The organism is Sideroxydans sp. CL21, from assembly GCF_902459525.1.
Lineage (GTDB): Bacteria > Pseudomonadota > Gammaproteobacteria > Burkholderiales > Gallionellaceae > Sideroxyarcus.
The window spans coordinates 1,437,395-1,458,681 of sequence record NZ_LR699166.1; the positions used below are offsets into that span (position 1 = coordinate 1,437,395).

General features: G+C 56.3%; 19 protein-coding genes. 16 read left to right on the forward strand and 3 right to left on the reverse strand.

Going from position 1 to position 21,287, the window contains the following annotated elements; genetic code table 11:
* From kaiC to QOY30_RS06795, 5 genes are all read left to right on the forward strand, one after another.
* Positions 1-1,773, forward strand: coding sequence for a circadian clock protein KaiC (gene kaiC / locus QOY30_RS06775; protein WP_283743867.1), 1,773 nt, complete (start codon positions 1-3; stop codon positions 1,771-1,773).
* The gene (locus tag QOY30_RS06780) at positions 1,770-2,105 is read left to right on the forward strand and encodes a circadian clock KaiB family protein (protein ID WP_283743868.1); all 336 of its coding nucleotides are present in this window, start codon (positions 1,770-1,772) and stop codon (positions 2,103-2,105) included. The genes kaiC and QOY30_RS06780 overlap by 4 nt, the downstream gene beginning before the upstream one ends.
* On the forward strand, positions 2,105-4,792 hold the full coding sequence (locus QOY30_RS06785; RefSeq protein ID WP_283743869.1) for an ATP-binding protein: 2,688 nt from the start codon (positions 2,105-2,107) through the stop codon (positions 4,790-4,792). Before QOY30_RS06780 ends, QOY30_RS06785 begins: the two co-directional genes overlap by 1 nt.
* A gap of 86 nt (positions 4,793-4,878) precedes the next feature.
* Positions 4,879-6,096: an EAL domain-containing response regulator gene (locus QOY30_RS06790; protein WP_283743870.1), complete on the forward strand. Its 1,218-nt coding sequence runs from the start codon at positions 4,879-4,881 to the stop codon at positions 6,094-6,096.
* 14 nt (positions 6,097-6,110) lie between these two features.
* On the forward strand, positions 6,111-7,037 hold the full coding sequence (locus QOY30_RS06795; RefSeq protein WP_283743871.1) for a response regulator: 927 nt from the start codon (positions 6,111-6,113) through the stop codon (positions 7,035-7,037).
* A gap of 33 nt (positions 7,038-7,070) precedes the next feature.
* Here the strand turns inward: QOY30_RS06795 and QOY30_RS06800 are convergent, their stop codons facing one another.
* The 3 genes from QOY30_RS06800 to QOY30_RS06810 form a co-directional block, all read right to left on the reverse strand.
* The gene (locus QOY30_RS06800; protein ID WP_283743872.1) at positions 7,071-7,574 is read right to left on the reverse strand and encodes a DUF7674 family protein; all 504 of its coding nucleotides are present in this window, start codon (positions 7,572-7,574) and stop codon (positions 7,071-7,073) included.
* 79 nt (positions 7,575-7,653) lie between these two features.
* On the reverse strand, positions 7,654-8,337 hold the full coding sequence (gene lolD / locus QOY30_RS06805) for a lipoprotein-releasing ABC transporter ATP-binding protein LolD (protein WP_283743873.1): 684 nt from the start codon (positions 8,335-8,337) through the stop codon (positions 7,654-7,656).
* Positions 8,330-9,574 carry a lipoprotein-releasing ABC transporter permease subunit gene (locus tag QOY30_RS06810; RefSeq protein WP_283743874.1) on the reverse strand — a complete coding sequence of 415 codons (1,245 nt, stop codon included), beginning with the start codon at positions 9,572-9,574 and terminating at the stop codon, positions 8,330-8,332. The genes lolD and QOY30_RS06810 overlap by 8 nt, the downstream gene beginning before the upstream one ends.
* Before the next feature lie 74 nt (positions 9,575-9,648).
* Between QOY30_RS06810 and QOY30_RS06815 the strand changes: the two genes are divergently transcribed.
* From QOY30_RS06815 to QOY30_RS06865, 11 genes are all read left to right on the forward strand, one after another.
* Positions 9,649-10,641, forward strand: coding sequence for a hypothetical protein (locus QOY30_RS06815; RefSeq protein ID WP_283743875.1), 993 nt, complete (start codon positions 9,649-9,651; stop codon positions 10,639-10,641).
* Positions 10,642-10,667: 26 nt separating this feature from the next.
* Complete coding sequence (locus QOY30_RS06820) at positions 10,668-12,206, forward strand: mechanosensitive ion channel family protein (RefSeq protein ID WP_283743876.1); 1,539 nt, start codon at positions 10,668-10,670, stop codon at positions 12,204-12,206.
* 81 nt (positions 12,207-12,287) lie between these two features.
* The gene (locus QOY30_RS06825; protein WP_283743877.1) at positions 12,288-13,256 is read left to right on the forward strand and encodes an acetyl-CoA carboxylase carboxyltransferase subunit alpha; all 969 of its coding nucleotides are present in this window, start codon (positions 12,288-12,290) and stop codon (positions 13,254-13,256) included.
* A gap of 70 nt (positions 13,257-13,326) precedes the next feature.
* Positions 13,327-14,628: a tRNA lysidine(34) synthetase TilS gene (gene tilS / locus QOY30_RS06830; protein ID WP_502958683.1), complete on the forward strand. Its 1,302-nt coding sequence runs from the start codon at positions 13,327-13,329 to the stop codon at positions 14,626-14,628.
* A 66-nt stretch (positions 14,629-14,694) separates the two neighbouring features.
* Entirely contained in the window at positions 14,695-15,696 is a 1,002-nt protein-coding gene (locus tag QOY30_RS06835; protein WP_283743879.1) for a TRAP transporter substrate-binding protein, read from the forward strand.
* Positions 15,697-15,787: 91 nt separating this feature from the next.
* Entirely contained in the window at positions 15,788-16,495 is a 708-nt protein-coding gene (locus QOY30_RS06840) for a TRAP transporter small permease (protein ID WP_283743880.1), read from the forward strand.
* Complete coding sequence (locus tag QOY30_RS06845) at positions 16,492-17,775, forward strand: TRAP transporter large permease (protein ID WP_283743881.1); 1,284 nt, start codon at positions 16,492-16,494, stop codon at positions 17,773-17,775. The genes QOY30_RS06840 and QOY30_RS06845 overlap by 4 nt, the downstream gene beginning before the upstream one ends.
* A 212-nt stretch (positions 17,776-17,987) precedes the next feature.
* Positions 17,988-18,413, forward strand: coding sequence for a nucleoside-diphosphate kinase (ndk, locus tag QOY30_RS06850; RefSeq protein ID WP_283743882.1), 426 nt, complete (start codon positions 17,988-17,990; stop codon positions 18,411-18,413).
* A gap of 10 nt (positions 18,414-18,423) precedes the next feature.
* Entirely contained in the window at positions 18,424-19,506 is a 1,083-nt protein-coding gene (gene rlmN / locus QOY30_RS06855) for a dual-specificity RNA methyltransferase RlmN (protein ID WP_283743883.1), read from the forward strand.
* Positions 19,503-20,267, forward strand: a complete 765-nt coding sequence (gene pilW, locus QOY30_RS06860) for a type IV pilus biogenesis/stability protein PilW (protein WP_283743884.1) — start codon at positions 19,503-19,505, stop codon at positions 20,265-20,267. The genes rlmN and pilW overlap by 4 nt, the downstream gene beginning before the upstream one ends.
* The gene (locus QOY30_RS06865) at positions 20,264-21,286 is read left to right on the forward strand and encodes a helix-turn-helix domain-containing protein (protein WP_283743885.1); all 1,023 of its coding nucleotides are present in this window, start codon (positions 20,264-20,266) and stop codon (positions 21,284-21,286) included. Before pilW ends, QOY30_RS06865 begins: the two co-directional genes overlap by 4 nt.
* The last annotated feature ends 1 nt before the right edge of the window (position 21,287 follow it).

A 21,287-nucleotide genomic window follows, 5' to 3' on the forward strand; every position in this document is an offset into this window, starting at 1 on the left:
ATGACCAAGCTCAAGCCAGCAGCGAAATCGAAACCGGCAGCCAAAGTCAGGCAAAAAAAAATAGCCAGACCACAGCTTCCCAAGGCTCCGACCGGCATTCAGGGATTGGACGAAATCACTGGCGGCGGCTTGCCCAAAAGCAGGCCGACGCTGGTGTGCGGTGGTGCCGGCTGCGGCAAGACGCTGCTCGCGATGGAATTTCTGGTGCGCGGGGCAACCGAGTTCAACGAACCCGGCGTGTTCATGGCATTTGAAGAGACCGCCAGAGACTTGACCCAGAACACGGTCTCGCTCGGTTTCGATTTGAAAGATCTGGTCGCGCGCAAAAAGATCGTGCTGGATTATGTGTACATTGAGCGCAGCGAAATCGAAGAGAGCGGCGAATACGATCTGGAAGGCTTGTTCATCCGCCTCGGGACAGCCATTGATTCCATCGGCGCCAAGCGCGTGGTGCTGGATACGATCGAGTCACTATTCTCCGGTTTGCCCAACCCCGCCATTCTGCGCGCTGAACTGCGCCGCCTGTTTGGTTGGCTGAAGCACAAGGGCGTGACAGCCGTCATCACCGGCGAACGCGGCGATGGAATGCTGACGCGTCAAGGCTTGGAAGAATACGTTTCCGATTGTGTGATCGTGCTCGACCATCGCGTGAGCGAGCAGACTTCGTCGCGGCGCTTGCGCGTTGTCAAATATCGCGGTTCGACCCACGGCACCAACGAATATCCCTTCCTGATCGATGAAGACGGTATTTCGGTACTGCCGGTCACGTCGCTCGCTTTGCAGCACATCGCCTCCAATGAACGTATTTCTACCGGCATCCCGCGACTGGATGCGATGCTGGGCAGCAAGGGGTATTACCGCGGCAGTAGCGTGTTGATCTCAGGCACAGCGGGTACCGGCAAGAGCAGTTTTGCGGCTCTTTTTGCCGATGCCGCCTGCCGTCGCGGCGAGCGCGTACTGTATTTTTCATTTGAAGAATCGCCCAGTCAGACTATGCGCAATATGCGTTCCATCGGGATCGACCTTCAGCCATGGGTAAAGAAAGGTCTGTTGCAGTTTCATGCCAACCGTCCTTCTTCCGCGGGCCTGGAAACGCACCTGGCAATGAAACACAAAGTGATCAACACCTTCAAACCGCAAGTGGTGATTCTGGATCCCCTGAACAGTTTCCTCATCGGGGATAACGAGATCGGTGTCCAGTCGATGTTGACGAGGCTTTTGGATTTTCTGAAAACGAGTCAGATTACCGGCTTGTTCACGAGTTTGACCTCAAGCGTTGGCAAGCTTGAGCAGAGCGAGGTGGCCATTTCATCCCTGATTGACACTTGGTTGTCACTGCGTGCGATCGACAGCGGCGGCGAACGCAATCGGGGCTTGTCTATCCTGAAATCACGCGGCATGGCGCACTCGAACCAGATGCGCGAGTTCCTGCTCACCGATCATGGTGTGGAATTGCGCGATGTGTATGTTGGTGCAAGCGGAGTACTGACCGGCTCCGCGCGTCTGACGCAAGAGGCGCAGGATCAGGCTGCGCAGATGGTGCGCAAGCAGGAAATAGAACGCCAGCAACTTGAACTGGCGAGCAAGCATCAAGTGCTGGAAGCGCAAATAGCCGCGATGCGGGCCGAATTTGAGGTACAAAAAACAGCATCGCTCAGAATCACCGGACAAGAACAGGCGCAAGGCGTGCAATTGGCACAAGGCCGCGTGGACATGGGGCAGAGCCGCAATGAGGATACGACGGCGAACAAACAAAAATGGGGTTCGAAATGAGCGCCACTACAACCCGGCCCACGCCGCCCAAAGCCAAGCCTCGCAAAGAAGAAGGTGGCCATTATGTGCTGCGCTTGTATGTTGCCGGAAAGTCGCCGAAATCCGTTAACGCCATTGCCAACATCAAAAAAATCTGCGAGCAAAATTTGCAGGGGCGCTATGAACTGGAGGTGATCGACCTCTACCAGCAGCCACAACTGGCACAGGGCGAGCAGATCATCGCTCTGCCGACGCTCATCCGTGAACTCCCGCTCCCTTTGCGCCGCATCATCGGCGATATGTCAAATACCGAGCGCGTGTTGGTCGGGTTGGATATTCAAAAGAGCACGTAATGCCAAACCAGCCCACAACCCAAGCGCAACTCCTCGCAGAAAACGTGGCACTGCGCGCAAAGCTTGAAACTGCCGAGCAGATCCAGCGTGAGATACTCAGCGGCGAAGGGGATGCACTGTTTGTTGCGGGCGCGGGCGGGCCGCAGATTTATACGCTCAAGGGCGCCGATCAAGCTTACCGGACACTGATAGAGGATATGAGTGAAGGCGCGCTGACGCTGACGGCTGAGGGTGTGATTTTGTACGCCAACAGGCGCTTTGCCGAGATGCTCAAGATGCCGCTCGAAAAAGTGATAGGCGCCTCGATACACACCTGGATTGCGCTTGATAATCGGGAAAAATTCCTGTCTCTGCTGGGCAAAAACTCAGGCGAAAAACGCCGCGAGCAGCTTGATCTTGTTGCCGGCGACGGCGAACGGCTGGCGGTCTATCTTTCTCTGAGCAACCTGCCCGTCAACGGCATGCACGATGCTTTTTGCATGGTGGCAACCGATCTGTCCGAACAGAAACGAAGCGAGGCCATCCTGGCTTCCGAAAAGTCGGCGCAAGAAGCGCTCGCAGCCGCCAACCAATCGCGCCGGGCGCTGTTGAGCATGATTGAAGACCAGAAGCAGGTTGAAGATCATGTGCGCAAGCTTAACGACGCGCTGGAAGAAAAAGTCAGCGAGCGCACGGCTGATCTGGACCATGCACGGATCGAAGCTGAACAGGCCAATCACGCCAAGTCGGATTTCCTTTCGGCCATGAGTCACGAGATACGCACGCCGATGAACGGTGTGATCGGCATGGTTGATGTATTGCAGCAGAGCAGCCTGAACAGCTCACAGATGGTGATGGCCAATATCATTCACGATTCGGCGTTCGCTTTGCTGGCCATCATCGACGACATTCTCGACTTTTCCAAGATCGAAGCGGGGAAGCTGCAGATTGAAAGTATCCCCATGTCGGTTGCCGACGTGGCGGAGGCGGCATGCGAAACCTTGAGCCACATCGCCCTGATGAAGAACGTGGAGCTTATGCTGTTTACCGATCCGGGCATTCCCTCACAAGTCATGAGTGATCCCGTGCGCCTGCGCCAGATATTGATCAACTTGACGAGCAACGCCATCAAGTTTTCCAGCGGGCTACCCCGGCAGGGCAAAGTATCGGTTCGCATCTTGCCGGTTGAAAGCAAGCCAGAACAAGTCACGCTTGAGTTTAGCGTGACCGACAATGGCATTGGCATGGATACGGAAACGCAGGAGCGGTTGTTCAAACCCTTTGCACAAGCTGACTCCTCTACAACGCGGACTTACGGCGGTACCGGACTGGGGCTGGCCATCTCGCGGCAGTTGGCAAATCTCAACGGTGGCGAAATCACGGTGCAGAGCGATCCCGGCAAAGGTTCCACATTCAGCTTGCGACTGACTTTCCAACGGCTGCCGGAAAAGATTGACGAAAATGCAAACCAGGTAGCGGGACTGCCCTGCCTCGTGGTTGGCGTTGCCGAGGGAATGGCCGATGATCTTGCCGCTTACCTTGTGCATGCCGGTGCGCAGGTAGACCGGGTAGACGACCTGGGAGCGGTCAAGCAATGGATAGCCAGTCGTCCTCCCGGCTTGTGTATCGTGCTTATCGATACTGCGGCCCCAAACTTGCCGCTGGATGAACTGCGCATTGCTGCCCGCGCCCATCCCGAGCAGAAAACCCACTTCGTGGTCATCCGGCGCGGGCACCGCCGGGAACCTCGATTAGAGGACGCCGACCTGGTTCTGGTGGATGGCAACGTGCTTTCCCGCAAAACTTTGCTGAAAGCGGTAGCGGTTGCTGCCGGCAGGGTTAACTTGATCGACTGGGAAGACCGGCCTCGCGATGTCAAAGTGAACCTCACGCCCCTGAGTCGCGAAGAGGCGCTCCGACAAGGCAGATTGATCCTGATCGCCGAAGACAATGACATCAACCAGAAAGTCATTCTGCAACAACTCAATTTGCTCGGGCAGACGGCGGATATCACCGGCAATGGGCGCGAGGCACTGGAACGTTGGCGGAAGGATCGTTACAGTCTCTTGCTCACCGATTTGCACATGCCGGAAATGGATGGCTACGGGCTGACCGCCGCGATCCGTATTGCCGAAGGTGGCAAGATTCACATGCCCATCATCGCTTTTACCGCCAATGCGCTCAAGGGAGAGGCAGAGCATTGCCGAGAAATCGGCATGGATGATTATCTGAGCAAGCCCGTGCAACTGGTCAGCCTGAAAGCGATGCTGGATAAATGGTTGCCTGTGGCTACCGCAGCGCCTCATTTACCGTCTGACAAGGTATTGATTCCTGAGCTCCGCGAAAGAGGCACGGTGAACAGTCGTCAGGCTTCGCCATCCATCGCTGTTGACGTGAATGTGCTTAGGAGTCTGGTGGGTGATGACGACGCCACCCTGCGCGATTTTTTGCATGAATTTCAAATCAGTGCGGCAAAGATTGCGGATGAACTGCGTACAGCCTGTGCAGCAAGGCAGGCGGGGGTTATCGGCGCTGCTGCGCACAAACTCAAATCGTCTGCACGCTCGGTAGGTGCGCTGGCGTTGGGTGAGCTGTGCGCCGGGATGGAAAAGTACGGCGAGGTTAATGATCATGAAGCGCTAGCGGCGCTGTTGCCAAAATTCGAGCGGGAACTGGCAAACGTCGAACGTTTTCTAGAACAATACTGAGGGTCGTATTCGCACGAGTGAATACGGCCGCGGTTGTCCGATAGAGTCCGCGCACAAACGAGTTGAAAGGTTGCAAGGCTGCCATCATGAACGATTTAAAAATGAAGATTCTGGTGCTCGATGACGAGCCGTTCATGCTCAAGTTGCTCGAGCACATACTGGCCGATTTGGGATACGCCCCCGTCCTCGCCTGTGACAACGGCCAGACCGCACTTGAGTTGATTGCCGACTCGGGCGAGCCGCCCAATCTGATCCTGCTGGATATCAATATGCCGCAGATGGACGGTCTTGCGTTTGTCCGCCATCTGGTTGAACTGCACTTTAGCGGCAGTGTCATTCTGGTCAGCGGTGAGGATGAACGCATGCAGCAGGCGGCCGAAAAATTGGCAATAGCACATAAAATTTCAGTGTTGGGGCATTTGCATAAACCTCCCACTCCGGCGGGTTTGGGCGAGCTGATCGGGAAATGGAAAATACAATCCCGGCACGAGCCGAGAAAGGATAGAAACGTTTACGGCGCAGACGAGGTTCGGGCAGCCATTAGCGGCGGTGAACTGGTCAATTATTATCAGCCCAAGGTGGTGACTTCCACGGGACGTGTGATGGGCGTGGAAACACTGGTGCGTTGGCGGCACCCCAGTGATGGGCTCGTGTATCCGGACCAGTTCATCGGTGTGGCGGAAGCGCACGGCCTGATCGACGATTTGACCAAAGTGGTGCTGAAGAATGCATTCGCCCAATCCAAAGTTTGGCAGGAATCGGGACTGATGTTGCAGATGTCAGTCAATCTTTCCATGGACAATCTGGCCGCGCTGGATTTTGTGGATATGGTTGTCGGGATGTCGACTCAATCCGGTGTGGCGCCGCAGATGATGATGCTGGAAGTCACGGAAACACGGTTAATGAGCGACATACGTATTCCGCTGGAGATACTGACCCGGTTGCGCCTGAAACGATTCAGGCTTTCAATCGATGATTTCGGCATTGGCAATTCCTCTCTGGCGCAGTTGCGCGACATTCCCTTTGATGAACTCAAGATCGACCAGAGCTTCGTGCATGGTGCCTGCAGCAACGAGAAGTTGTGGGCGATGTTTGATTCCTGTCTCAGTTTGGCCAAGCAACTCGGCCTGGAGGTGGTGGCGGAAGGTGTCGAAGACCAGGCCGACTGGGATTTTGTGCGCAACCGGGGTTGCGATATTGCCCAAGGTTATTTTATTGCCAAACCGATGCCGGGGGCCGAGTTGCCGGAATGGATAAGGACTTGGGATCAGTCTTACGCCAAGTCGAGAAAACGCATTCCATAAAGGATTAATTTGCCATGGCGACTTCAACTTCACCTGTCAGGATTTTAATTGCCACGGACATCATCGGCGATGCGGCTCTGGTGAGAGGGATTCTGAAGGAAGAATTCCGCGGGGTATTCACTTCCACCGATACCGACCATGCCGCCGACGACTTCGTGCACCATCAGCCCGACGTACTGGTGCTGGCATTCAATACACTCGAAAAATCTGAACATTGCTATTTGGGAATGTACCGGCAGTGTCCGGAAATACACTTGCATCCGCATCGTACCGTCATTCTGAGCAGCAAAGACGAGGTCAAACGTGCGTACGAGTTGTGCATGAAGGATATATTTGACGATTACATTCTGTTCTGGCCCATGACTTATGACGCTCCCCGTTTGAACATGTCTGTCCACAATGCGCTACGCGAATTGGCTGCACTCAAGGCAGTCGGACACAAGGTTACTGAACTTGCCGTGCACTCGCGTCCTTTGGCGGAAATGGAGCAGATGCTGGAGCAACAGAGTGCGGCTGAATCGGGCTGCAACGATATGCCGGGCATTGTGGAACAGGGCGGGTTGACCAGACCGAACATTTTGGTCGTGGATGACGATGAGTTCCAGCACAAGCTAATTGGCAAACTGCTGCAGAAGGAAAATTATCATCTCATGTTCGCCAGCAACGGTAGCGAAGCTTTGAATATGATCCGCAAGGCGCAGCCGGACCTTATTCTCATGGATGTCATGATGCCCGATATGGACGGCTTGGAAACCATGCGAAATTTGAGGGCCAAGCCAACATTCGCAAAGATTCCGGTGATCATGATCACCGGAAAGAGCGACGGACAGGTCGTCAGTGACAGTTTGAAGGCCGGTGCCTCAAATTTTGTGGTGAAGCCTTTTGATCGAGACACGTTGATTGCCAAAATAGATCATGCGTTGGATATTGCAAAGTCCTGATTCGCGCTGTTGCAGCAGCACCGGGGTTGGACGTTAAAGTGCGCGCAGTCTTTCCAAATGCAGTTCGGATTGCCTCAAAACGTTTTCCATCGACCTCGGCAGCATGTTGCGCGCTTCCGTGTAAGCGGATGAAGTCTCCTCCAGAAACAGTCCTTCCAGGAAGGAGACGCGAATCGCATCGTATAACTCGGCATCCGCCCGATCGAAGAACTCGGCCACCAGCATCAGATATTTGCGCACGCTGGCGAAATCTCGGCTGGCGATGGCGTCTTTTGTGGCTAATTTGATTGCACCCACTTCAAGATGCAACACGCCGAAGTCGCTCTCTTCTATCCGTGCGGCGACCTCGGGCAGATATAAAGTGATTTGTTTCATGAAATCGGCCCGCCTGAGCAGGGGCTTGCTTTGTTGATGCGAAACCATGCGGCGTAGCGAGGCGAATGTCTTGAAATCGAACAGTTGTTCGAAAGGCTGCAGGACCCCGTCGGAGGGAACCCGGTCGATACGGGGAAGCTTGGGCGTCGGGTAAGTGATCATGTTCGCCACTCCTGTTGTTAGGATGGGGGCAGGCTATCCTTTTCTCGTTGCAGGGTGATGACAGGAAGGTTGCAGTACGTCAGGCCGGGTGCAACGTGCCGTCCACCAGGCGCAACTGGCGTTGCATCCTGCCCGCCAGTTCGAGGTCGTGAGTGACGATGATGAAGCTGGTATTGAGCTTTGCGTTGAGAGTCTGCATCAGGTCGAACAGGGTGGAAGCCGAGGCGCGGTCCAGATTGCCGGTCGGCTCGTCGGCCAGTACGCAGGCAGGCTGGGTGACCAGCGCGCGTGCAACCGCCACGCGCTGGCGTTCCCCGCCGGAAAGCTCGGCGGGAGTATGGCGGATGCGTTGTGCCAATCCGACCTGCTCCAGCATGAAAGCGGCTTGGGGGTGTGCTTCTGAGGGTTTTATCCCGCGTATCAGCAGCGGCATGGCGACGTTTTCCAGCGCGGTGAATTCCGCCAGCAAATGATGGAACTGGTAGACGAAACCGAGCGAACGGTTGCGCAGTTCGCCGCGCTGCGTCTCATTCATCTTCGATACGTCTTGTCCCAGTATGTTGACACTGCCGCCGGTGATGGTGTCGAGGCCACCGAGCAGGTGCAGCAAGGTACTCTTGCCCGAGCCGGATGCGCCCACGATGGCGATACGTTCTCCGCGTGCCACGTCCAGGTCCACTCCATTCAGGACGGGAACGTTCAGGTCGCCTTGCGCGTAGGTCTTGCGCAGGTCTCGGCAGGAGATGACCGGTTTTTTATTCATAACGCAGAGCCTCCGCAGGTTGCACCTTGGAAGCGCGCCAGCTCGGGTAAATAGTGGCGAACAGGCTGATGAGGAAGGACATGCCCGCGACGACGATCACATCGCCCCTTTGCAGGTCGGAAGGAAGCTCGCTGATGTAATAGAATTCCTTGGACAGGAACTGCACGCCGAACAAGTGTTCGATAAACGGCACGATGGTGCCGATGTTCAGTGCAATCACTACACCGCCGATGACGCCCAGCCCCATTCCGATCAGTCCGATCAGCATGCCCTGTACCATGAAGATCTTCATGATGCTCTTGGGCGAGGCACCCAGCGTGCGCAGGATGGCGATGTCGGCCTGTTTGTCGGTGACGGCCATCACCAGCGTGGAGACGATGTTGAATGCGGCAACCAGGACGATGAGCGACAGGATGATGAACATCATCTTCTTCTCCATCGCAACCACGCTGAAATAGTTGGCGTTCTGGCGGGTCCAGTCGGTGGCATAAGTGTCTTTAGGCAACTTGCCTTCCAGTTCAAAGGCGACCCGGGGGGCAAGGTCGAGGTTGTTCAGGCTGCCGCTGATGCCGCTCACACTGTCTCCCATGCGGTAGAGTTTTTGTGCATCTTCAAGTTGGATGAGGGCCAGCGCGTTGTCGTACGGCGCCATGCCGATCTCGAAGATGCCGACCACGTGGAATTGCTTCAGGCGCGGCAGCATGCCGGCGGGGGTGATCTGGCCTTGCGGAGTGATGAGCAGCACGCTGTCGCCGACATGCGCACCCAGCGCGCGAGCCAAATCGACGCCGAGTATGATGTTGAATTCGCCCGCGCGCAGATCGTTCAGCGAGCCGTGCTTCATTTTGTCGCCCAGCGCGGTCAGGCGTTGCTCGGCGTCGGGCAGGATGCCGCGCACCATCACTCCTTCGACGCTTTCGTTCAGCGATATCATGCCCTGGCCGCTGACGAAGGGCGCAGCGGCGCGTATCTCAGGATGGCTGGCGACGATGTCCAGCGTATGTTGCCAGTCGTTCAGTTGTCCGCTGTCGCTCATGACCTGCAAATGCGGTGTGACACCCAGGATGCGGGCGCGTATCTCTTTCTGAAACCCGTTCATCACGGACAGCACGACAATCAGCGCCATCACGCCCAGACCGATGCCGAGCATGGAGATCATCGAGATGAAGGAAATGAAATGATTGCGGCGTTTGGCGCGTGTATAGCGCAGGCCGATGAATAATTCGTAAGGTTGCAAGTTGGAAGCTCGAAATGGCGAAGGGCGCTAGTTTGCCATAAGTGCCGGTGTTGCGGGATGGTAAACTGTTTGCCATGAACCGTATCCGCCTGCTTGCCCCCGATCTTTTTCCGCCGCAGGAAATTGCCACCGAAGTGTGCGCGGGGTTGCGGCTGCCTGCGCTGGAAAAGTTGCTGGGGCGGGGTAAAGCGACCTCATCGCGTGCCACCCGTCTGGAAGACTGGCTCTGCGCGGCGTTTGGCGGGCAATCCGTCGCGCCGGTTCGCGCCGCATCCGAGGGGCTGGAAGTCGGCGAAGCATACTGGCTGTGTGCCGATCCCGTGGGCCTGCAACTGCAGCATTCGCAGGCGATGGTGCTGCCCGATCTGGCAACCGGCCCGGATGAAAGTGCCGCTCTGTGCGCCATGCTGAATGAGCACTTTGCGGGCATGGGAATGACATTCTTTGCGCCGCATCCCCGGCGCTGGTATGTGCGGCTGGAAGCCGAACCGCAACTGACGACTTTCCCGCTGCAGCAGGTGGCCTGGTCAGACGCGAAGCTCTATCAGCCGCAGGGTGCGGATGCTTTGCACTGGCAGCGTATCTTCACCGAAGTGCAGATGCTGTTGTACGCGCATCCGCTGAATCAGGCACGGGAAGCGCGCGGAGAACAGCTTATCAATAGTCTGTGGCTGTGGGGAGGCGGACGCGCGGCCCCTGTGGTGGAAGCTTTCGATTCGGTCGGCGGTGACAGCGAACTGGCCGGTGCATTCGCGCGGGTTGCGGGTATCCCGCAGCTTGAATCCCTGCAGGAAATGCTGGACGGGAAATTCCAAAGCGGATTGTGGGTTTGCGACGCGCCGCGCGAAGCGCTGCAGCGCGGCGATCTTTATGCATGGCGCGAGTCGGTGGAAAATATCGAAACGGAATATGCCCGGCCCTTGCTGCAAGCTTTACAGGTCGGCCGGTTGCAGTCGGTTCAACTGGAGGTGCTGCGCGAAAACGGTTCGCAATGTTTCGAGTTCACGCGCGGCGATGCCTGGAAATTCTGGCGTACTGTACGGCCATTGGCACGGTACGCCGTATAGAACAATATGCGAAGAGGACGAAAAATATGAGTTTCTGGGAAAACATGATGGGCTTCTTCTGGAGCGACATATCCTTCCCGTTGCTGCTCATGGTGCTGTGCCTCACGGTCCTGCTTGCACATTTCCGCCGCGAAGACCGGCCCAGCCTCGTCAACACGGTGAGTTTCTTCATTGTTTGCCTGTTCGGACAATTCGTCAGTGCGGTGTTGCATGCACTCGAGCATTTGCGTGCCGCGGACGTCACGCATGAAGTTTTCGTCATCGGTGCGGGGATTGCGGTCATCCGCCTGTGGGGGCTGTTGGTGTTCCGTACCGTGCTGCCTGCGGTCAAGCTCAGCCTGCCGCGCATCACCGAAGATATCTTCGTCATCGTTGCCTATGTCGCGTGGTTCATGGTGCGCATGCGTTATGCCGGTCTCGATCTGGGCAGCATTCTGGCGACTTCGGCGATGATCACGGCGGTGCTGGCATTCGCCATGCAGGACACCCTGGGCAATATCCTCGGCGGCCTGGCGCTGCAACTGGACAATTCAATTGAAGTCGGCGACTGGATCAAGGTAGACGATATCTCCGGCAAGGTGGTGGACATCCGCTGGCGTTCAACGCTGGTGGAGACGCGCAACTGGGAGACCGTCGTGTTTCCCAACAGTCAGTTGATGAAGAACAAGTTTCTGGTGCTGGGTCGGCGTACAGACCAGCCGGTTCAGTTAAGGCGCTGGGTATGGTTCAGCGTGGGGCTGGATGTTGCTCCGACCAAGGTGGTGGGCGTGGTTGAGGCTTCCGTGCAGCAGACCGAAATCGCCAACGTGGCGAAAAGCCCGATGCCCAGTTGTGTTCTGATGGACATGGACAGCAAGGGATATGCGCGTTATGCCCTGCGTTATTGGCTGACCGATCTGGTGCTGGACGATCCTACCGACGCCGTCTTGCGCTGGCATATCATGACCGCTTTGCAGCGTGCGGGTATCAAGCTGGCAGTGGAAGAGCACAGCGTCCATATCACCAAGGAAAACGAGAAATACGATGAAGCGGTGCGGCAACGCGAAGTGCAATTGCGCATCAAGACATTGCGCCGGGTCGAGTTGTTTTCGCAGCTCAACGACGCCGAATACAAGGGGCTGGCCGAGCGTCTGCGGTATTCCCCCTTTGCTCGCGGCAATATCATCACAAGACAGGGTGACGAGCGCTCACAATGGTTGTACATCGTCATCAACGGCGAGGCCGATGTTTTTGTCGACCTGCCCAATGGCAAACGCCGCACCGTGCGCACGCTGGGGCATGGCGATTTCTTCGGCGAAATGGGGCTGATGACGGGTGCGCCGCGTTCCGCATCGGTCATCGCCAAAACCGACGTGGAGTGTTATCGCATCGACAAGGAGGTGGTTGAAGAATTGTTGCAGGCGCGCCCGGGTATCGCCGAAGAGATATCTCACATTCTGGTTGCGCGACGCGCGGAACTCGATGTCGCATTGCAGAATTTTGATGCAACCGGTGCGCATAAGGACTTGTCACAGCAGCGTATTGAGATACTCGCCACAATCAAGCGCTTCTTTTCGCTTGGTTGAATGCCTCACCAAAATTTAGGGCTTAATTCGCGGGGCGGCTTCCTGTATCATTCGCACCCGGACAACACGGATTTAGTGCAGATGAAAGTTACCTTTCTGGATTTCGAACAGTCGGTCTCCGAACTGGAAAACAAGATCGAGCAGTTGCGATATGTGCAGGACGACTCCGCGCTCGATATCTCCGACGAGATCGGCAGGCTGCAAAAGAAAAGCCAATCGCTGACCAAGGATATCTATGCCAAGCTCACACCGTGGCAGATATCGCAGGTTTCGCGCCACCCGCAGCGCCCCTACACGCTGGATTACATCCAGCATCTGTTCACCGACTTCGAAGAATTGCACGGCGATCGCAACTACGCGGACGATCCGGCCATCGTCGGCGGTCTGGCCCGTTTCAACGGCCAGAGCGTGATGGTGATCGGCCATCAGAAAGGCCGCGATACCAAGGAACGCCAATACCGCAATTTCGGCATGCCGCGTCCCGAAGGCTATCGCAAGGCGATGCGCCTGATGCGTCTGGCCGAAAAGTTCGGCATCCCGATCATGACCTTCATCGACACCCCGGGCGCCTATCCCGGTGTGGGTGCGGAAGAGCGCGGGCAGTCCGAAGCCATCGGCAAGAATCTGTATGTGATGGCGGAGCTCAAAGTGCCCATTATTTGCACCATCATCGGCGAGGGCGGCTCAGGCGGCGCGCTGGCTATCGCGGTAGGAGATGCGATGCTGATGCTGCAATATGCGACTTACTCCGTCATTTCACCGGAAGGCTGCGCTTCCATCCTGTGGAAGAGCGCGGACAAAGCCCCGGATGCCGCGGAGACGCTGGGTATCACGGCGACACGTCTGAAGACGCTGGGTCTGGTCGACAAGATTATCAGCGAACCTTTGGGCGGCGCGCACCGCGACTATCCGGCAATGATGCAGTCGCTGAAGAAGGCTTTGCAGGACACGCTCAAGCAAGTGCAATCTCAAACCACGGATGAGATGCTGCAAACGCGCTTCAGCCGCTTGATGAGCTATGGCAAGTTCAAGGAAATCGAGCTTAGCTGACACCGTCGCGGCGCGCCTGGCGCCGCTTCTTCCCAGACACAGTCAAATCCTCATTGGCTTGAGCGGCGGCATGGATTCCGTCGTGCTGCTGCATATGCTGCACACCCTTGCGCCGCGCTTCGATTGGCAGCTTTCCGCCTTGCATGTCCATCACGGCATCAGTCCGAACGCCGATGCGTGGGCGGATTTCTGCTCCGGGCTTTGCATGCGGCTCAATATTCCTTTGCACATCGAACGCGTCGATATCTCCCGGTTGCAAGCCGATCACGGTATCGAAGCCGCTGCGCGCAAGCTGCGTCATGCTGCGTTCGCCAGGCAAAAAAGCGACTTCGTTGCGCTGGCGCATCATGCCGACGACCAGGCGGAAACGTTGTTATTGCAACTGTTGCGCGGCGCGGGTATCAGGGGTGTAGCGGCAATGCCTGTCCTGAGCAAAGTCGAAGGGCCTGTCCTGAGCAAAGTCGAAGGGCCTGTCCTGAGCAAGGTCGAAGGGTCCCTGCTCAAGCCGACTCCTGCCCCTGCAACCTTGCGTCCTTTGCTGGATATCCCGCGCAGCGCGTTGACCGAATACGCAAGGCAACACGGGCTGCACTGGGTTGAAGACGAGAGCAATGCCGACGACTACTACCCGCGCAATTTCCTGAGGCATCGTCTGCTGCCTCTGCTGGAACGGCGATTCCCTGCCTACCGCGACACGTTGGCGCGTAGCGCACAACACTTCGCGGAAGCGGGAGAATTGCTGGATGAGTTGGCACTGCAGGACATGCAAGGCTCGGGGGATGCCGTGGCTCTTGATGTCGCCCGTTTGCGGGCACTTCCGCATGCCCGTGCCAAAAATCTGTTGCGCTATTTTTTGCATAGGCAGTACGCATCCATGCCGCATGCCGCCCAACTCGATGACATGCTGCACCAGTTATGCGATGCGCGTGAAGATGCGGCGATATGTGTCGAGTTCGGACGCTGGCAGCTGCGTCGTTACCAAGGCAAGGTCTATGTAACAGACGTCCGGGATCCGTTCGACCCAAATCTGGTGATGACGTGGAACGGAGAGGCAGAATTGCGATGGTCTGCGCTTAACCGTGTCATTGGCTTCAGTCATGTTCAAGGGAAGGGCATCAGCTATGCAAAGTTGCAGCATGGACCGGTGACACTGCGCTTGCGCAGCGGAAGTGAATCGTTGCGTCCTTCTGCCGCCGCCGCAACGCGCAGTTTGAAAAATCTGCTACAGGAGCATCATGTCCCACCCTGGCAGCGCGAACGCTTGCCCCTGCTGTATTGCGGGGATGAATTGGTGTGCGTGGTGGGGGTCGCCATCCATGCCGATTATCAAGCCGAACCGGGCGAGGCAGGTGTGTTGGTGTCTTTGGACTAATTGGAATATGATTCCGCCGACAAAAAATTGCAGTGCCGGAACCTAAAATTTATCAGGGAGAGAACTATGAAAATCATAAGCGCATTGTGCAGTGTATTGTTGTTGAGTCTGTCTCTGGCTGCATCTGCCGATCCCATCATCATCAAATTCAGTCACGTCGTTGCAAACAATACGCCCAAGGGCAAAGCGTCGGATTTTTTCGCCAAACGGGCAGCAGAGTTAACCAAGGGGAAAGTCAAGGTTGAGGTCTACCCCAACAGTTCCCTGTACAAGGACAAGGAAGAGATGGAAGCGCTGCAAATCGGCGCGGTACAGATGCTGGCACCGTCCCTGGCGAAGTTCGGCCCGCTCGGCGTCAAGGAATTCGAGGCCTTCGATATTCCTTTCATCTTCGACAACTACGCAGAGCTGCACAAGATCACACAGGGGCCGATCGGAGCCAGCCTGCTGGCCAAGCTGGAACCCAAGGGCATCAAGGGGCTGGCCTTCTGGGATAACGGCTTCAAGTCTTTTTCGGCGAATACGCCCATAAGGACGCCTGCCGACCTCAAGGGCAAGAAGATGCGCATCCAGTCTTCCAAGGTGCTCGAAGAAGAGATGCGATCGGTAGGTGCAATTCCCCAGGTGATCGCTTTCTCCGAGGTCTATCAGGCATTGTCGACCGGTGTGGTGGACGGTACCGAAAATCCGATCTCCAATTTCTACACGCAGAAGATGAACGAAGTTCAGAAATATCTGACGTTGACCAATCACGGTTACCTGGGCTATGCGGTGATCGTCAACAAGAAGTTCTGGGACGGTTTGCCGCCTGACATACGCGGCGAACTTGAACAGGCGATGAAGGAAGCGACCGATTACGCCAACAAGATCGCTCAGGAAGAAAACGATACCGCGCTGGAAGAGGTCAAGAAGAGCGGCAAGACAACAGTCTATACGCCGACCAAGGAAGAAAGAATGGCGTTCAAGAAGGCAATGGCACCCGTTCACATCAAGATGGCAGATCGCGTCGGCAGCGACTTGCTGCAGTCTATCTACAAAGAGACCGGCACTGATCCGAGCAAGCTGTAATCATCGGTTGCCATGCGCGTCTGTGTTCTTCGGCAGCATGGCACCGGAATCAGTCTCATAGACTTGCAGCAGATGAGGGGGAGCATCGTTCGTGAAATTTCTTGATCATCTTGAGGAATGGTTGATTTCCTTTCTCATGGCCGGAGCGACATTGATCATTTTCGTCTCCGTCGTCCATCGTTACGCAGCCGGCCTTAGCATTCCCATCGTTCAGGATTGGCTTCTGGGCATCAACTTCTCCTGGGCGCAGGAACTCACCATCATCATGTTCGTCTGGATGGCCAAGTTCGGGGCCGCTTACGGCGTGCGTACCGGCATCCACGTCGGTGTAGACGTGCTGATCAACCGGCTGGACGAAAAGATGCGCGCCAAGTTCATCGTTTTCGGCCTGCTGGCCGGAATGCTGTTCACCGGCATCGTGGCTACGCTGGGTGCCTACTTTGTCTGGGAGAACGGCGCCCACCACGCGTATCTTGGCCTGATCGGCAGCCCGTTTGGCGATGTGCCGGAGGGGCCTACGACGCCGGACCTGGAGTGGCCGACCTGGATGGTTTATTCGGCGATTCCGCTCGGCACCGGTCTGATGTGTTTCCGTTTTCTGCAAGTGTTGGTCGTTTTTCTCAAGACCGGCGACTTGCCGCATCATGATCACGGACACGTTGACGGCCTTGAAGATGATGAAACGCCGGTCGATATCAATGTGTATGCGATGGGTGACAATCTTCATCCGGCTGATCTTGAACATCCTGTAGACGGCATTGGGCGTCATCGTGACAACAAGGATGACAAACCGGAATGAACGCCTCGATCATTTTCATACTGCTGTTGGGGCTCATGCTGACCGGGATGCCGATCTCGATTTCGCTTGGTCTAACCGTACTCAGTTTTCTGTTCATGTTCACGCAGGTTCCGATCGAGTCGGTTGCGCTTAAACTGTTCACGGGTATTGAGAATTTCGAGATCATGGCGATCCCGTTCTTCATTCTTGCCGGCAATTTTCTCACCCACGGCGGCGTGGCGAAACGCATGATCCGCTTCGCCTCGTCCATGGTGGGCCACCTGTACGGCGGTCTCGGCTTGTCCGGAGTGCTGGCGTGTGCCTTGTTCGCGGCGATCTCGGGTTCTTCGCCGGCAACGGTGGTGGCGATCGGCTCGATCCTGTTGCCGGCGATGGTCAAGGCCGGTTTTCCCAAAAAATTCGGGGCCGGCATCATCACCACTTCGGGGGCGCTCGGTATCCTGATTCCGCCTTCGATCGTGATGGTCATGTACGCGGTGGCGACCAACACCTCGGTCGGAGCCCTGTTCATGGCGGGCGTCGTGCCAGGTATCGTTCTGGCCTGTATCCTGGGCGGTGTAACTTATTATCGGGCGAGGAAATTCAACTATCCGCGCTTGCAGAAGGCAAGTTGGGCCGAGCGACTGAAGGCATTCCGCGAATCGGTATGGGGTTTGCTGTTGATCGTGATCGTCATGGGCGGCATCTACATGGGCTTGTTCACGCCGACTGAAGCGGCGGCGATGAGCGCGGTCTATGCCTTTTTTGTGGCGGTCTTTGTTTACAAAGATTTGAGTATCAAGGACGTGCCCCGGGTGCTGCTCAATTCGGCCAATATGTCCGCGATGCTGCTCTATATCATCACCAACGCCATGCTCTTCTCGTTCATCCTGACCAACGAAAACATCCCGCAGGCTTTGGCGAACTGGATGCTGGGCAACGGCCTGGGCATGATCACTTTCCTGCTTGCATGTAATGTCATCCTGCTTCTCGCCGGAAATTTCATGGAGCCGTCATCCATCGTATTGATCTTTGCACCGATCCTGTTCCCGGTGGCGATGAAGCTGGGGATCGATCCGGTGCACTTCGGCATCATCATGGTGGTGAACATGGAAGTCGGGATGTGCCATCCGCCGGTCGGCCTTAATCTCTATGTCGCGTCTGGCATTGCAAAAATGGGGATTACCGAGCTGACCGTCGCGGTCTGGCCGTGGCTGCTCTCCATGCTGGGCTTCCTGTTGCTGGTTACCTATTGGCCGGCATTGTCGCTGTGGTTCCCGAGATTGGTCGGTGCAATGTAACGATACAGAACCGGCCAATCAGCTCGAACCTGTTTCATGTCCGGGAAAGCTGCCGAATCGACTGAAATTCATCGCAAGCGCCGTCTTGTAAAGAGCCTGATCATGATGCCAGCCCTTGATTGGAAGCGATGCTGCCCTGCGACAGGGTAGCCAAATCCTGATAGAATCGCGCCCTCAGAATTTTCTGAAGCACATTCATTTTGGAGAGAAGCATGGCCGTCGAACGTACCCTTTCAATCATCAAACCCGATGCCGTGGCGAAGAACGTCATCGGCCAGATTTATTCCCGTTTTGAGGGCGCAGGCCTGAAGATCGTGGCAGCACGCATGACACAACTGTCGCGCGCCGAAGCGGAAGGTTTCTATGCGGTGCATCGCGCTCGCCCTTTCTTCAACGACCTGGTGAACTTCATGATCTCCGGCCCGGTGATGATCCAGGTGCTGCAAGGCGAAGGCGCCATCCTGAAAAATCGTGACCTGATGGGCGCGACCGATCCGAAGAAAGCCGACAAGGGCACCATTCGTGCGGACTTTGCCGACAGCATCGACGCCAATGCGGTACACGGCTCCGACGCGGCTGAAACTGCAGCAGTCGAGATTGCCTATTTCTTCCCGGCGCTGAACGTTTATTCGCGCTAAGTTGTTACCGATGAAGCAAAACCTCCTCGATTTTGAACCGGCAGCAATGACCGCATGGTTTGCGGAACACGGCGAAAAGCCGTTCCGCGCCAAGCAAGTGTTACGCTGGATATACAAAAGCGGGGAGTCCGATTTCGATGCGATGAGCGATCTGGCGATCTCTCTTCGCGAAAAACTCAAGCAGATCGCCTGCATACAAACTCCCAAAGTGATGAAGGAAGAAATCGCTTCCGACGGGACATGCAAATGGTTGCTGGATGTGGGCACGGGCAATGCAGTTGAGACCGTGTATATCCCTGAAGAGGATCGCGGAACATTATGCGTCTCGACGCAAGCCGGATGCGCCCTTGATTGCTCCTTCTGTTCTACAGGCAAGCAGGGCTTCAACCGCAACCTGTCGACCGCCGAGATCATCGGCCAAGTGTGGTGGGCAAACCATGAACTTGGCAAAAATGCCGACGGCAATTGGCCCATCACTAACGTGGTCATGATGGGCATGGGCGAGCCATTGTTGAATTTCGACAATACCGTCAGCGCCTTGCGCCTGATGCTGGACGACAATGCCTACGGCTTGTCGCGTCGCCGCGTGACGGTTTCCACTTCCGGCGTGGTGCCCGCGATGGACAGGCTGCGTGACGCATGCCCGGTGGCGCTGGCGGTTTCCCTGCATGCGCCGAACGATGCGTTGCGCAATGTGCTGGTGCCGATCAACCAGAAATACCCGCTGAGCGAATTGATGGCGGCTTGCCTGCGCTATCTGGAAAAGGCTCCGCGCGATTTTGTGACGTTCGAATACGTGATGCTGGCGGGGGTGAACGATAGCGTGCAACATGCGCGCGAGCTGATCGAGCTGGTGCGCGCGGTGCCGTGCAAATTCAACCTGATCCCGTTCAATCCTTTCCCGCAGGCGCCATATCAGCGTTCCGACATGCAGACAGTGTTGCGTTTTCGCGATGTGTTGATGCAGGCAAATATCGTTACCACCATACGCAAGGTGCGCGGCGACGATATCGCGGCAGCTTGCGGACAGTTGGCAGGGCAGGTGCAGGACAAGACAAAACGAACACATCGATTGATTGAGGTGAGCCAATGAAGCTATTCAAACTGTTTCTCCTTGTATCGTTGTTGTCGGCCTGCGCATCGCAAGGGGGCGGTTCCGAAGGTACGCCGCAGGGCGATACGACACGTGCGCAGAAAATCGCCAGGATACACACCGAGCTGGCGGGCATGTATTACGACCGGGCCCAATATGGCGTGGCCTTGCAGGAGGTGGCGGTGGCGCTGAAGGCGGATGCGGGTTTTCCGCAAGCCTATAATGTGCGGGCATTGGTACGGGTGGCGTTGCATGAAAATGACAAGGCGGACGAAGATTTCCAGCACAGCCTGAGACTGGATAGCGCGAATTCCGAGACGCACAATAACTATGGATGGTTCCTTTGCCAAAACGGGAATATGAAGGAATCCTTCAAGCAATTCCAGGATGCTTTGAACAATCCGCTGTATTCCACGCCGGAAGTGGCTTACGCCAACCTGGGCTTATGCTCAAGGAAGGCGGGGCTGACGAAGGAGGCGGAAAGCAATCTGCAGCGAGCGCTGGTTCTGCGCCCCGATATGCCGAATGCGTTATATGGTTTGGCGGACTTGAATTATTCCAAAGGAGACTTTGCTGCCGCAAAGTCCTATTTCAATCGCTTCATGCAGGTAAATGCCGAACCGAATGCCGAACAACTGTGGCTGGCAGTACGTATCGAGCGCAAGATGCATGATCGCAATTCCGAAGCCAGCTATGCCCTGCAATTGCGCAAGAACTATCCCGATTCCCCCGAAGCCCAACAGTTATCGCAAGGGCAATGATGGATACTTCCGGCACCCCCGTTAACGCAAAAAAGGAACCTGCGGATCAGCAACAGCCGGTGCTTGATGTCGGCATGACGTTGCGCGAGGCGCGTGAGCGCTTGGGCATGAGCGTGCATGACGTTGCGGATCGGATCAAGTTTGCCCCGAAGCAGGTTGAAGCATTGGAAGCGAATGATTTTGCGCATTTGCCGGAACCCGCCTTTGTGCGCGGTTTTGTGCGCAGCTACGCTCGTGTGTTGCACCTGGATGAAGTGGCGCTGATCGCAGCTTTGCCTGCCGATCCTTCCGGACAGGTTGCTGCAAAGGCGCAGGCAGTGAATGCGGTGTTTCCGAACATGCAATCATTGCGGCGCATCAATGTGCTGTGGTTGGCCGGCGCACTGGTTGTCGCGCTGGTGCTGGGATTGTTCGTGCTGCTCCATGCAGGCGAGCCGACAGCAAAGCCGACCAGGGTCGTCGTCGAACCCGTGACCTTGCCGAAGGCTGAAGTTGAAGTTGCCGTTTCGGCTGTGGCGGAGACCGAGGTGCAGGCGAAAAATCCTGAAGTCGCACAAGTGATCGAGCCGGATAAAACAGCCGAAAAACCCAAATCTGAACAGCCTGTGGTGAATCCGGCACCGCAGATTGAAGCTGCATCCGCGCCGGTGGCGACGGTCAAACAGCCCAAATCATCCAAGCCCAAGCCTGCTGCCGTGCAGCCGCTTGCCCAGATAGAAGCTGCTTCTGCACCTGTGGCGGCGGACAAGCAGCCCATCCCGCTGGAAGTGCTCAAGCGTCGGCCTCTGCACCTGGTATTCATTGAAAGTGCGTGGGCCGAGGTAATAGATGCTCATGGGGTAGTTCTTCTGTCGCGGAACAATCCGAGAGGCACCGAGAAATGGGTCGGAGGGCCACGGCACGAGCCGTACGACATATCGATCGCGCATCCGGCCAACGTTAAATTGTTTTTCAGGGGCAAAGAGATCGATCTCTCGGCGTATGCCGGGATGGATGTTGCGCACCTGAAGGTGGAATAAG

What these genes read in the sequence shown, in the direction of transcription:
- kaiC (WP_283743867.1), top strand. Translation starts at nt 1, where the DNA reads ATGACCAAGCTCAAGCCAGCAGCGAAATCGAAACCGGCAGCCAAAGTC.
- QOY30_RS06780 (WP_283743868.1), top strand. Translation starts at nt 1,770, where the DNA reads ATGAGCGCCACTACAACCCGGCCCACGCCGCCCAAAGCCAAGCCTCGC.
- QOY30_RS06785 (WP_283743869.1), top strand. Translation starts at nt 2,105, where the DNA reads ATGCCAAACCAGCCCACAACCCAAGCGCAACTCCTCGCAGAAAACGTG.
- QOY30_RS06790 (WP_283743870.1), top strand. Translation starts at nt 4,879, where the DNA reads ATGAACGATTTAAAAATGAAGATTCTGGTGCTCGATGACGAGCCGTTC.
- QOY30_RS06795 (WP_283743871.1), top strand. Translation starts at nt 6,111, where the DNA reads ATGGCGACTTCAACTTCACCTGTCAGGATTTTAATTGCCACGGACATC.
- QOY30_RS06800 (WP_283743872.1), bottom strand. Translation starts at nt 7,574, where the DNA reads ATGATCACTTACCCGACGCCCAAGCTTCCCCGTATCGACCGGGTTCCC.
- lolD (WP_283743873.1), bottom strand. Translation starts at nt 8,337, where the DNA reads ATGAATAAAAAACCGGTCATCTCCTGCCGAGACCTGCGCAAGACCTAC.
- QOY30_RS06815 (WP_283743875.1), top strand. Translation starts at nt 9,649, where the DNA reads ATGAACCGTATCCGCCTGCTTGCCCCCGATCTTTTTCCGCCGCAGGAA.
- QOY30_RS06820 (WP_283743876.1), top strand. Translation starts at nt 10,668, where the DNA reads ATGAGTTTCTGGGAAAACATGATGGGCTTCTTCTGGAGCGACATATCC.
- QOY30_RS06825 (WP_283743877.1), top strand. Translation starts at nt 12,288, where the DNA reads ATGAAAGTTACCTTTCTGGATTTCGAACAGTCGGTCTCCGAACTGGAA.
- tilS (WP_502958683.1), top strand. Translation starts at nt 13,327, where the DNA reads ATGGATTCCGTCGTGCTGCTGCATATGCTGCACACCCTTGCGCCGCGC.
- QOY30_RS06835 (WP_283743879.1), top strand. Translation starts at nt 14,695, where the DNA reads ATGAAAATCATAAGCGCATTGTGCAGTGTATTGTTGTTGAGTCTGTCT.
- QOY30_RS06845 (WP_283743881.1), top strand. Translation starts at nt 16,492, where the DNA reads ATGAACGCCTCGATCATTTTCATACTGCTGTTGGGGCTCATGCTGACC.
- ndk (WP_283743882.1), top strand. Translation starts at nt 17,988, where the DNA reads ATGGCCGTCGAACGTACCCTTTCAATCATCAAACCCGATGCCGTGGCG.
- rlmN (WP_283743883.1), top strand. Translation starts at nt 18,424, where the DNA reads ATGAAGCAAAACCTCCTCGATTTTGAACCGGCAGCAATGACCGCATGG.
- pilW (WP_283743884.1), top strand. Translation starts at nt 19,503, where the DNA reads ATGAAGCTATTCAAACTGTTTCTCCTTGTATCGTTGTTGTCGGCCTGC.
- QOY30_RS06865 (WP_283743885.1), top strand. Translation starts at nt 20,264, where the DNA reads ATGATGGATACTTCCGGCACCCCCGTTAACGCAAAAAAGGAACCTGCG.